Below are 12,174 nucleotides of genomic sequence, written 5' to 3' on the forward strand. Positions count from 1 at the left end.
ATCAGTCTCCTTCCGCAACAGTCTGCTTTGTCTGTGTGATCACAAGAACCTCTTCCAGATGCTCAAAGTCCACTGCCGGTGTCAACACTCCTGATTTGGTCAGATTATTGGAATCCACATTAATGGCCGATATGTAACCGATCAGAATCCCTGGCAGATATTTGTCACTGACATTGGAGGTGACGATCTTATCCCCCTCTACCACTCTGTCAGCACTGTCAACCAGCTTTTCAAAGCTGATCAGACCATCTGCGTACAGCTCCAGGTCTCCTGTTACGATAAGATTATCGGATGTGGAAAGTACCATGCCGCTGACGTTGGAATTATCGGAAATGATCGCCATTACCTTTGCCCAGTCAGGTCCTGCATCTATGATCCTTCCGACCAGCCCACTTCCGGCTATGACATTCATATCCACGGACAGTCCATCATTCGTTCCTTTGTTGATGGTAAAAGAATGGAACCAGTTGCCAGAATCCTTGGCAATGATCCTTGCTCCGATCTTCTGATATTCATCATACTGGGAATCCAGCTCATAGAGCTGTCTTAAATTGGTCAGCTCGTACCGATCCTGCTGAAGGCTGATATTTTCCATGGTAAGCTCGTCCACTTTCTGCTTCAGCTCCTCATTTTCCTGAATCAGCGACCGGATCTCGACCAATTCTTCTGATCTTGTTGAAAGCCATGAGCCTGCCTTACTGATCCCGTCCTGCATGGGAACGATCAGAAAGCCTCCCACAGCACTTAACGGGGTACTCAGAAAACCGGTATAAAAAGTCAAAATGATCAGTGCGGTACATACAATTGTTAAAATAAAAAGGAGATATTTACTCGGTAATGTAAATTTTTCTCCTTTTCTCTTTACGACAGGACTCATTTACTCATTCCTTCAATAGCATAAGCTACGGACTTGTAATTATCTTCCTTGATGATCTTGGCAAGTCCAAGTGCAACACTGGTAACCGGATTCTCAGAGAGATTTACCTTAAGACCGGTTCCCTTGTGGATCAGTTCAGCCAGATGACTGACCTGGGAAGCCCCGCCAGTCAGATAAATACCATGACGGTAGATATCAGCAGCCAGTTCCGGAGGTGTTCTCTCCAGAATGACTTTTATACTGTCAATGATCGTATAAAACAGTTCCATCAGACATTCATCAATCATAGAGGTAGGAAGTTCTCTTTCTACAGGAAGTCCGGTTACAATATCACGGCCGTAAACAACTGCACCTCTTCCCTCTTTTTCAAGCTCTTTCAGCGAAATCTTGACATTTTCTGCTGTTTTTCCACCTATGATCAGGCTGAATTCCTTGCGCACCGCACTGCGGATCGCATCATCAAATTTAAGCCCGCCAATCTTGATCAGCTTGCTGAGCACAATCCCCCCAAGGGACAGAATGGAAATTTCTGTGGTATCATACCCTACGTTAACAGTCAGTACCCCCTGGGAATTCTTAACATCAATATCCATCCCAAGGCCGTCAGCAACTGCCTTTTCCACAACAAGGATCTTCCTTGCCTTCACACCGGATTCCTTGATCAGATCATAAAAAGCCCTTTTCTCTACCTCTGTGATGTCAAAGGGGACTGCAATATAATAATCTGCAGGACGTACATTGCCTCTTGTCAGGTCATTGATGAAATATTTGACAAGAAGCTCCATGTTCTTGATATCAGCGATTACACCATTGGACAACGGATAGGAAATATGAATGTTGGCCGGTGCTTTCTCGTACATTTCAAAGGCGGAATCTCCATAGGCAAACAGCGTGCTCTTGTTTTCGATGGCGATCATATTTTTTTCAACAAGGATTGTATCATCCGCCCTGTTATAAATTTTAATATTGCTTGTACCAAGATCGATACCAAAAATATTTGAAGACAAAATAAATACTCCTTTCTATAATAAGCCGCATTTCTTAAAGCTTGTATAAGCATTACTCCCTATAACGATATGATCTGTCAGCGGAATGCCAAGCAGTTCTCCGGCTTCTTTTATCTTTTCTGTAACACAGACATCCTGTCTGCTTGGTGTTGCATCCCCACTCGGATGATTATGAAGCAGCATAACAGACGATGCCTTATTTTGAAATGCCAGTACGAAAATTTCTCTTGCAGAAAGCAGGGAATAATTCACGGTTCCAATGGAAAGCACATCCTTTTCAATCAGATTAAGTCTGGAATCCAGTGATAATAACAGTACCTTTTCTCTTTCCTCGTGCCGCAGCTCTTCCATAAAATAACGGGCTACTGTATCCGGTGAATCAAAGGAAAGTGTTGAGGCAGCCTGTTCTCTTGCCATACGTTTCGACAGCTCTGCAAGGCTTTTCAGCTTCACTGCCTTGACTTCACCAATTCCCGGGATCTTCAGCAGTTCCCTTAAGGGTATATGGTGCAGTGCATTTAATCCCTTTTCCCTTCCCCTGGCAAGCGAAAGTACCTTTTCTGCCAGCTCCAATGCAGAACAATTTCTGGTGCCTGTCCGCAGGATAACGGCAAGCAGCTCTGCTTCTGTCAGTGCTTCAGCCCCGAAACGCATAAATTTCTCATAGGGCTGTTCCTGACTCATTGTTTCTGTGATAGCTTCCATATTTTCCTTTCTGCCCTTCTCTCATCACAGATACCTCCCGGCATCTGACTATGCAGAAAGTAATGTTTTACATATTTCAAAGGAAGCGGTAAATAATAATTCCAATAATAATCCCAAGAATACTGGCTACAGTGATCTTAATGGAAAGTCCAAATGTCAGGCACAGGATACCAAAATCCAGGACGACCGGACTGGAAAGTCCAAACGTCTGCCCATAGTTTAACCACTGTACCGGTAAAAGACTTCCTATAAAGCCACCTATTACAATTCCTGCCAGGATCAGCAGAAAGCAGGCCCAGTTATTCTTACGCATAAATCGTTACCCCCGGCTTCTCTTTTGCTTGTTCACAATGTCATTATTTTAGCATAGAAAAAAATCAATGTATACCGCTTTCATGGAAATTTTATGATTTACGGATGTAATTTATTCCCCTGTTCCATCAAAATTCGAAGGGATCATTCCCTGTTCGACAAGACTCTGCAGGCTTTTCATAATACCGAATTTTCCATGCTGCCAGGTCAGTCCCCCCTGGAAGTAAACAGTATAGGGTGGTTTGATCGGGCCGTCTGCGGAAAGCTCAATAGAGGAACCGGAAACAAAGGCACCTGCAGCCATGATCACCGGGCTGTCATAGCCTGGCATATCCCACGGTTCTGGTGTTACATGCCCATCTACAGGTGCTGCCTGCTGGATTCCCCGGCAGAAAGCAATCACACCCTCCGGCTTTCCAAAGGTTATTGCCTGAATGATATCATACCGGGGCTCGGTACCATTCGGCACAACAGAAAATCCAAGCTTTTCATAAATGTTTGCAGCAAAAATGGCATTCTTCATGGCATTTGCCGTAACAGAGGGTGCCAGAAAGAGTCCCTGATAAAAGGATGGAAGTGCCTGCAGGGAAGCTCCTACTTCTCTGCCAAGTCCAGGTGTTGTCAGACGGCAGGCTGCATTCTCGATACATTCTTTTTTGCCGGCAAGGTAGCCACCGATCGGAGCGAGACCGCCGCCCGGATTCTTGATCAGGGAACCGACTACCAGATCTGCTCCCACATCAGAAGGTTCTATGGTTTCCGTGAATTCTCCATAGCAGTTATCTACCATGCAGATAATATCAGAACGGATTCCTTTAATGAACCTGATCAGATCTCCGATTCTTTCGACTGACAGGGTAGGCCTTGTCTGATATCCCTTGGAGCGCTGGATTGTAACCAGCTTCGTACAAGGCTTTATGGCCTTTCTGATATTCTCATAGTCAAAAGAACCATCAGGCAGCAGATCCACCTGGCTGTAGCTGATACCGTATTCCTTTAAGGATCCCCTGGATGGACGGATTCCGATCACTTCTTCCAATGTATCATATGGTTTCCCAACAGGAGAAAGCAGTTCATCCCCTGGGCGGAGGTTACTTAAAAGTGCCAGTGCCAGCGCATGTGTTCCACAGGTAATCTGGGGTCGCACCAGTGCATCTTCTGTATGGAAAATATCTGCATAGACCTTTTCCAGGGTATCCCTTCCAAGATCATTATATCCATAACCGGTCGTACCAAGAAGGCAGGCCTCACTCACCTTCTGGTTCTGCATGGCTGCAATGACCTTGATCTGATTATACTCTGATATCCGGTCAATCTCCTGAAAACGTCCAGAAAGAGCTTCCCAGATCTTTTCTCCATATTCGTATACTTTCCGGCTGATGCCAAGCTGTCTGTACATCATTTCTGCTGCACTCATTTTATAATTTCCTTCTTTCTTAAGTTTTCCAGTATGCAGGAAAGAACGGCATCCTCATCATAAGCAAACGCCTGCTTATCAAGCCAGATCACATCCCTTTCCCTGCGGAACCAGGTAAGCTGCCGTTTGGCAAAATGTCTGGTTTCCTTCTTGATCTTTTCTACTGCTTCCAAAAGGCTGCATCTGCCATCCAGATATTCCAGTATTTCTTTATATCCAAGCCCCTGCATGGATACCATGGAGGCATTGCAGCCCCGTTCCTTCAGGGTTCTCACCTCGTCGCCCAGCCCTTTAGAAAGCATCTGGTCAACCCTGCTCTCAATCCTTTCATAAAGCTTTTTTCTGTCATCCGTCAGGACAAAATAGCAGGAGTTATAGGCTGACGTCTTCTGCCGCTGTTCCTTATTATGGGTCGAAATAGGCTTACCGCAGTTCTCATAAAACTCCAGGGCACGTATCACCCTTTTCCTGTTATTTTCATGGATCTCTTCTGCGGACTCCGGATCTACCTTACGCAGCAGCTCGTGGAGATAATGGTTCCCCTTTTCTTCTCCAAGCTGCCAGAGTTTATCGCGGTAGGCAGTATCTGTTTCTTCTTCTGTAAAATCGATCTGATATAAAAGAGCCTGAATATAAAAGCCAGTTCCTCCGACCACAACAGGAATATGTCCTCGTTCATAAATCTGTTCCATGGCTTCCAGTGCAAGCTTTTCAAAAAGACAGACATTGAATTCTTCCTCCGGCTCCAGTATATCAATCATATGATGGGGAATTCCACCCATTTCTTCCGGCTTTATTTTGGCAGAGCCTATATCCATCTGCCGGTAGACCTGCATAGAATCAGCGGAGATGATCTCTCCGCCGATTTCTGAAGCAAGTTTAATGGAAAGTGCTGTTTTCCCAACAGCGGTCGGTCCGGTCAGAATGACCAATGGTTTCTTTTCCGTCACGTCACGATCCTCTTAAATTTCTTTTCAATTTCATATTTGCTCATAGTAATGATCGTTGGTCTGCCATGTGGACAATGGTAAGGATTTTCCAGTGTCAGCAGTTCATCGATCAGTGTTTCCATTTCTTTTCTGTTCATGGAATTATTTCCCTTTACTGCAGATTTACAGGCCATGGATGCCAGCTTCTGAAGGATCACATCCGGTTCTCCCCTAGCAGGCACTTCAGAAAGCTCATCCAGAACCTGGAAGAACAGTTCCTTTTCATCACAGCCATAAAGGTCTGTCGGCACACTTCTGATGGCATAGGCACCAGTTCCAAATTCTTCGGCTTCAAAACCCATCTTTTCAAAGTATTCCCGGTATTGTCTGAACACAATTTCTTCTTTGCTGGAAAGATTTAAGATGACCGGAGGACTTAAAAGCTGGGAAGCTGCCTGCTTTTCCTTAAGCTGCTTTACCAGCCGTTCGTATTTTACTTTTTCGTGAGCCGCATGCTGGTCAATGATCAGGAGCTTATCCCGGTATTCCATCAGCCAGTAGGTATCAAAGATCTGCCCAAGGATCTTATATTCATCCCTAGCCTCTCTTGTCAGGATCTTTTCTTCGAACAGATTCATCTGTACTGGTTTTTCTACAAAAATATGGTCAGCAGCCTTGATTACATTGGATCGGATTTCACTATTGACTAAAGGAGTCCCGATTTTATGTGCAGCTGCACCTAGTACTGCACTGGTCAATTTGCGATCCGCCCGGTCAACCGGAGCACCTTGCCCTGTTTCTGGACCTGTAAGGTAAGTCTTTTTTTCCTCCTGTACCAGATTTTCAATCCGTCTGGTTTCGAAGGGCTCCGGTGTCTTTACCTTCTGCGGTGCTTCTTCTTTTTCCTCTGTCAGAAGAACCTTTGGTATCATCTCCAGCTCGTGCAGTCTTTTCTTTATATTCTCCGAAAGAAAGGCAAACATTTCATTCCCGCGCTGGATCCTGATCTGCATTTTGGAGGGATGCACATTCACATCAATCTCCTTTGGATCTATGGAAATGTGCAGCACGGCAAAAGGAAACTTATGCTGCATCACATACTGTCTGTAGCCTTCTTCCAGTGCCTTGGACAACAGATCATCCCTTACAAATCTTCCATTCACAAAGAACAGCTCATAGGCTCTGCTGGAACGGTTGATCTCCGGCTTTCCAATGTAGCCGCTGATATGGCAGAGATCTCCTTCTTCTTCAAACGGGATCACACTATCTGCCATTTCCCTTCCATAGATCCGGTAGATCACTTCCTTCAGATCCCCGTTTCCGGAAGTGTGGAATCTGACAGCACCGCCATTTACAAATTTAAAGGAAATATCCGGTCTGGACATCGCAATGTGCTCCATCAGATCTGATACATAGCCGCCTTCTGTTTTGGGCTGCTTCATAAATTTCCGTCTCGCCGGTGTATTATAAAACAGATTATGCACAAGGAATGTTGTTCCTTTCGGAGCCCCGATCTCTTCCACGTCCTCTTCCATGCCGCCTGCAATGGCATACCGGATGCCGGTCAGTTCTTTCTCTGTTTTGGTGATTGCTTCTACCTGTGCCACTGCAGCGATACTGGAAAGTGCTTCGCCGCGGAAGCCAAGACTTTCTACGAAGCTTAGGTCATCTATGGTACTGATCTTGCTGGTAGCATGACGGAGAAACGCCCGTTTAATCTGCGATTTATCAATGCCGCAGCCATTATCCGTTACCCGGATCAGAGACAGTCCGCCGTCTTTGATCTCGACAGTAACTGCGTCTGCTCCGGCATCTATGGCATTCTCTACAAGCTCCTTTACCACACTGGCAGGCCGCTCAACAACTTCTCCTGCCGCAATCTGATCAATTGTGCTCTGACTTAAAAGATGAATTTCAGGCATACAGACCTCCCTTTTTTACAGCTGCCATCTGTTGTTCAGTTTATTCTGTAATTTATACAACGTATTCAGTGCATCCAGAGGTGTTAAGGTGGAAATATCAATTTCCTTCAGCTCCTTTATCACATCCTCATCCTTCACGGTATCAAACAGGGACATCTGAGACAGATCCACTTCATCATACTTGACGGGTTTATGTCTGCTCTCCTTCTGATCCACAGTGATGCTTTGCACTTTTTCCAGAATATCATTGTCAGAAAGCTGTCTTGCAATCTCTTTTGCCCTGTCAATGACCATATCCGGAACACCTGCCAGTTTGGCTACCTGGATACCGTAGCTTCTGTCAGCACCACCCTTTATGATCTTGCGCAGGAATACAATGTCATCTCCTTTTTCCTTAACAGCGATACAATAGTTGGTGACATTATTCATCTTGCCCTCCAGCTCTGTCAGCTCATGATAATGGGTGGCAAACAGTGTTTTGGCTCCAAGAAGCTTTTTATTGCTGATATGTTCGATCACTGCCCATGCAATGGATAGTCCGTCAAAGGTAGAAGTTCCCCTTCCAATCTCATCCAGTACAAGCAGGCTGTCTTTTGTTGCATTGCGAAGAATATTCGCAACCTCGTTCATCTCTACCATAAAGGTACTCTGCCCGCTTGCAAGATCGTCTGAAGCCCCGACTCTTGTAAATATCCTGTCCACGATACCGATATTAGCACTGTCAGCCGGTACAAAGCAGCCAATCTGCGCCATTAGGACGATCAGTGCTGTCTGACGCATATAGGTAGACTTACCGGCCATATTGGGACCGGTGATCACAGCTACACAATTCTTGTGATTGTCAAGGAAGGTATCATTGGCGATAAACATATCACCATCTGTCATCTGTTCCACAACCGGATGTCGTCCTGCCCGGATCTGGATCACACCTTTTTCATTGATAGCGGGCCTGACATAATGATTCCGCTCAGCTACAACGGAAAATGACGCATATACATCAAGCATGGCGATCGCCTTGGCCGTTTTCTGGATTCTCAGGATCTCTCCTGCTATGGTATCCCTGACACGGCAGAACAGATCGTATTCCATGGCCGTCAGTTTATCTTCTGCATTCAGGATAGTATCTTCCAGCTCTTTCAGCTTCTGATTGGTATAACGCTCGGCACTAGCCAGTGTCTGCTTCCTGATATAATCTGCAGGCACCAGATCCTGATAGGAATTGGTCACTTCAAAATAATAGCCGAATACCTTGTTGTATTTGATCTTCAGATTTTTGATCCCTGTCCGGTTCCGGTCTTCTTCCTCAAGCCGTGCCAGCCAGTTTTTCCCCTCTGTTTTGGCATGACGCAGGGTATCTACATTTTCATCAAAGCCTTCTTTGATAATATCACCTTCTCTGATGGAAATGGGCGGCTCCTCAATGATCGCGCTGTCGATCAGATTACAGATATCCGTCAGCGGATCAATGTCCTGACCAATCTCCGGCAGAAGACCTGTTTCGAAATCATTCAGGATTGTCTTGATATGCGGCAGCATCTTCAGGGAATTGCCAAAGGCGATAAGATCCCTAGGGTTTGCTGTTTTAAAGCTAACCTTTCCAAGCAGACGCTCAAGATCATAGACTGGATTTAAATATTCACGGATCTCATCCCTGAGCATGGGCTTCTTTGAAAGTGCTTCTACTGTATCCAGTCTTTTCTCAATGGAAGCCTTATCGATCAGAGGCTGTTCCACGTACTGACGCATACATCTGGCTCCCATGGCTGTTTTTGTCTTATCAAGCACCCAGAGAAGAGAGCCTCTCTTCTGTTTTTCCCGTAAGGTCTCTGTAAGCTCCAGATTCCTTCTGGTAGCACTGTCAAGAAGCATATAACGGCTTGTCAGATACGGATATAAATGAGTAAAATGGGAAAGATCATTCTTCTGTGTATCATAAAGATATTGCATCAGCGCCCCGGCTGCGATCAGCCCGGACGGAAAATCCTCGACCCCCATCCCCTTCAGCGTACTGACATGAAAATGCTTCATCATGCATTTCTTGCAGCGGTCTTCGTCATAATAATGGGAATCCAGTGTATTACAGATAATACCAAGTCTTCCTTTCAGATCATCAATATTGACCCCACTGACAAGAAACGCATCATTACAGATAATCTCACTTGGTACGTATTTATTGATCTCATCCAGAAGCTTCCGGTTGTCCTCCACCTCTGTCAGGTAATAATCACCCGTTGTCACATCAGCTACGGAAATTCCACTTTTGCCCTGAAAATAGGCTATACTCATGAGATAATTATTCTTACCTGCATCCATAGCCTGAATATCCATATTGGTACCGGGTGTAACGATCCTTACCACTTCACGCTTTACAATTCCTTTGGCAAGCTTCGGATCCTCTACCTGTTCACAGATTGCCACCTTGTAGCCCTTCTGGATCAGCTTGTTCAGATATCCTTCTACCGCATGGTAGGGAATCCCGCACATGGGTGCTCTCTCTTCCTGTCCGCAGCTTTTGCCGGTCAGGGTAATTTCCAGCTCTCTGGATGCTGTCAGGGCATCCTCATAAAACATTTCATAAAAGTCACCCAGTCTGTAAAAAAGGATGCAGTCCTGATAATCCTTTTTTGTTTCCAGGTACTGTTTCATCATAGGTGTTACTTCAGCCATTTGTTCACCATCCGATTTCTATACTCGTTCTCCCAGATAATAAAATCCGTGACATTCCTTCAGGCAGACTGGTACGATCTGTCCGATCAGATCTTTTTCTCCTTTGAAATGCACGATCATATTGTTTGACAGTCTTCCTGTCAGAAGCTCCGGATCCTGGTCATTCACATCCTCCACAAGAGCAGAATGTGTCTGTCCCTGCAGAAGTGCCGCCCGTTTCTTTGCAGTCTGCTGTACGGTTTCCAGTACTCTTGCAAAATTTTCCTTTACTTCCTCTTCCGGCACCTGTTCCATTGCTGCAGCAGGTGTTCCTGTCCTCTTGGAATAAATAAAGGTAAACGCATTGTCATATTGTACTTTATTGATCACATCAATTGTTTCATCCACATCTGCCCTGGTTTCCCCCGGGAAACCCACGATAATATCTGTGGTGATCGCCATATCCGGTATCTCCCTCCGGATCTTTTCTGCCAGTGCCAGATACTGTTCTTTGGTATACCGGCGGTTCATCTTCGTCAGGATCTCTGTAGAGCCTGACTGCAGAGGCAGATGCAGATGCCGGCAGATTTTTTTCGATTCCTTCATCATCTGAATCAGTTCATCTGAAAGATCCTTTGGATGGGAAGTCATGAATCTGATTCTCTCAATGCCGTCGATTTTTTCCACCTCCCGAAGAAGCTGAGCAAAGGTAATGGGCATATCCAGATTTTTTCCATAGGAATTGACATTCTGTCCAAGGAGCATGATCTCCTTCACCCCATCCCCGGAAAGCTTCTCAATTTCCCTGAGGATATCCTTCGGGTTCCTGCTTCTTTCCCTGCCTCTTACATAAGGTACGATACAGTAGCTGCAGAAATTATTGCATCCAAACATGATATTAATTCCGGATTTGAAAGGATATTTTCTTTCTACCGGAAGATCTTCCACAATCTGGTCAGTATCCTTCCAGATATCCACGATCATACCATCTGACTCAAACATGGCTGTCAGAAGCTCTGCAAATTTATAGATATTGTGGGTTCCAAAGATCAGATCCACAAAGCGGTAGCTTTTCCTGATCTTTTCAATCACTGCCGGTTCCTGCATCATGCAGCCGCACAGAGCGATCTTCATATGAGGATTTTTCTTTTTCAGTCCATTCAGATAGCCAAGTCTTCCATAGACTCTCTGATTGGCATTGTCCCTGACGGTACATGTATTGTAAATAACGAAATCAGCCTCTTCCTTCTCTACCAGTTCATAGCCCACCTTTTCCAGGATACCGGAAAGCTTCTCGGAATCCCTTGCATTCATCTGGCACCCGAAGGTAACTACACAGCAGGTCGGCTTTCTGCCAAGCTTTTCTGAAAGCTCCTGCACATAACCGGCTGCCTTTTCCATGAAGGCGATCTGTCTTTCTGTTTCCCTGGCACCATCTATCTTTTCTGTTATCTGTGTAATTGTTTTCTGTTCTGTCATGTCAGTCTCTCATTCTGTATTTATTATTTTTCAGACCTCTGGAAGCTGCCTTGTTATTTTCTTTCAAGAAACAGCTTCCTGGAAATAAAATTGTATACCATAACAATACCGGTTGCCACCACAGAACTGATGGATACCATCAGGCCATCTGTAATCATATCCTGCAGGAAAGCGCTGTGATCATAGATCACGTCAATGCAGAGATACATCACGATCTCATTGATCAGAAGCCCAAAAGCAGACAGTATCAGAAATATAGTGAATTCCTTCTTCTTGTCCATTTCCTTTTTATCAGTAAATACAAACTTGATACTGAGGATATAATTGACGATTGCTGAAACTACAAATCCAAGGAACTTGGATACCAGATAATGGATACCAAACCAGTTATAAAATCCACTGGTGATTCCAAAATCGATCAGGAAGCAAATAAATCCCACTACGCCAAATTTCAGAATCTGTTCTATCAGTTTTTTCATTGTTTTTCAAAATTTCCTTTCTTTTCATTTCCTGCTGGATGATCTGTGACATGCTTTAGCTGTTCACAACAAAATGCCATGTTAAAAGGCACACAGGCTATTATAACATGACATTTTATATTTGAGACATATTATTTTTGCATTTATTTGATGCTTTTTCTTATTTTCAGTTTGAAGAATTCTCACAGCCGCAGGATGACTGGCTCTGGAATGAGATAAAGTTCCTGGTTGTATCACTGCAGGAAGAAGGTTCTCTCCGCTCCGCTTCACAGCCACAGGAAGATCTTCTGCCGGAAGAGCAACTGCTACCATTACCGTTTCCGTTACTGTTGTTTCCACTTCCCTGACAAGGTCTGTTTCCGGTTTTAGATGGACACTGGTTATTCTGGAAGCAGCAAAGT

10 protein-coding genes are annotated in these 12,174 nt (G+C 44.8%); all 10 read right to left on the reverse strand.

What is annotated here, in order from left to right:
• Position 1 precedes the first annotated feature (1 nt).
• The 10 genes from mreC to WJQ40_RS06585 all read right to left on the reverse strand — a co-directional run bounded on the left by mreC (position 2) and on the right by WJQ40_RS06585 (position 11,773).
• Positions 2–877: a rod shape-determining protein MreC gene (gene mreC, locus WJQ40_RS06540; protein WP_118797018.1), complete on the reverse strand. Its 876-nt coding sequence runs from the start codon at positions 875–877 to the stop codon at positions 2–4.
• On the reverse strand, positions 874–1,884 hold the full coding sequence (locus WJQ40_RS06545) for a rod shape-determining protein (RefSeq protein WP_337538757.1): 1,011 nt from the start codon (positions 1,882–1,884) through the stop codon (positions 874–876). The genes mreC and WJQ40_RS06545 overlap by 4 nt, the downstream gene beginning before the upstream one ends.
• Positions 1,885–1,899: 15 nt before the next feature.
• Positions 1,900–2,589, reverse strand: coding sequence for a DNA repair protein RadC (gene radC / locus WJQ40_RS06550; protein WP_337538760.1), 690 nt, complete (start codon positions 2,587–2,589; stop codon positions 1,900–1,902).
• Between the two features lie 76 nt (positions 2,590–2,665).
• On the reverse strand, positions 2,666–2,902 hold the full coding sequence (locus tag WJQ40_RS06555) for a DUF4321 domain-containing protein (RefSeq protein ID WP_118797021.1): 237 nt from the start codon (positions 2,900–2,902) through the stop codon (positions 2,666–2,668).
• A gap of 111 nt (positions 2,903–3,013) precedes the next feature.
• A complete protein-coding gene (locus tag WJQ40_RS06560; protein WP_337538763.1) occupies positions 3,014–4,318 on the reverse strand; it encodes a methionine gamma-lyase family protein in 1,305 nt (434 codons plus the stop codon).
• Positions 4,315–5,268: a tRNA (adenosine(37)-N6)-dimethylallyltransferase MiaA gene (miaA, locus tag WJQ40_RS06565; protein ID WP_337538765.1), complete on the reverse strand. Its 954-nt coding sequence runs from the start codon at positions 5,266–5,268 to the stop codon at positions 4,315–4,317. Before miaA ends, WJQ40_RS06560 begins: the two co-directional genes overlap by 4 nt.
• Entirely contained in the window at positions 5,265–7,169 is a 1,905-nt protein-coding gene (gene mutL / locus WJQ40_RS06570) for a DNA mismatch repair endonuclease MutL (protein ID WP_337538767.1), read from the reverse strand. Before mutL ends, miaA begins: the two co-directional genes overlap by 4 nt.
• Positions 7,170–7,184: 15 nt before the next feature.
• Positions 7,185–9,836 carry a DNA mismatch repair protein MutS gene (gene mutS, locus WJQ40_RS06575; RefSeq protein WP_337538769.1) on the reverse strand — a complete coding sequence of 884 codons (2,652 nt, stop codon included), beginning with the start codon at positions 9,834–9,836 and terminating at the stop codon, positions 7,185–7,187.
• An 18-nt stretch (positions 9,837–9,854) separates the two neighbouring features.
• A complete protein-coding gene (miaB, locus tag WJQ40_RS06580; protein WP_337538771.1) occupies positions 9,855–11,294 on the reverse strand; it encodes a tRNA (N6-isopentenyl adenosine(37)-C2)-methylthiotransferase MiaB in 1,440 nt (479 codons plus the stop codon).
• Positions 11,295–11,347: 53 nt separating this feature from the next.
• Positions 11,348–11,773 carry a GtrA family protein gene (locus tag WJQ40_RS06585; protein WP_262572973.1) on the reverse strand — a complete coding sequence of 142 codons (426 nt, stop codon included), beginning with the start codon at positions 11,771–11,773 and terminating at the stop codon, positions 11,348–11,350.
• Positions 11,774–12,174: the final 401 nt, after the last annotated feature.

Source organism: Suilimivivens sp. (assembly GCF_037359455.1).
GTDB classification, from domain to species: Bacteria; Bacillota; Clostridia; order Lachnospirales; family Lachnospiraceae; genus Suilimivivens; species Suilimivivens aceti.

Bases quoted from the DNA above. Each gene is read 5' to 3' on its own strand.
- mreC (WP_118797018.1), bottom strand. From the start codon at position 877: ATGAGTCCTGTCGTAAAGAGAAAAGGAGAAAAATTTACATTACCGAGT.
- radC (WP_337538760.1), bottom strand. From the start codon at position 2,589: ATGGAAGCTATCACAGAAACAATGAGTCAGGAACAGCCCTATGAGAAA.
- WJQ40_RS06555 (WP_118797021.1), bottom strand. From the start codon at position 2,902: ATGCGTAAGAATAACTGGGCCTGCTTTCTGCTGATCCTGGCAGGAATT.
- WJQ40_RS06560 (WP_337538763.1), bottom strand. From the start codon at position 4,318: ATGAGTGCAGCAGAAATGATGTACAGACAGCTTGGCATCAGCCGGAAA.
- mutL (WP_337538767.1), bottom strand. From the start codon at position 7,169: ATGCCTGAAATTCATCTTTTAAGTCAGAGCACAATTGATCAGATTGCG.
- mutS (WP_337538769.1), bottom strand. From the start codon at position 9,836: ATGGCTGAAGTAACACCTATGATGAAACAGTACCTGGAAACAAAAAAG.
- miaB (WP_337538771.1), bottom strand. From the start codon at position 11,294: ATGACAGAACAGAAAACAATTACACAGATAACAGAAAAGATAGATGGT.
- WJQ40_RS06585 (WP_262572973.1), bottom strand. From the start codon at position 11,773: ATGAAAAAACTGATAGAACAGATTCTGAAATTTGGCGTAGTGGGATTT.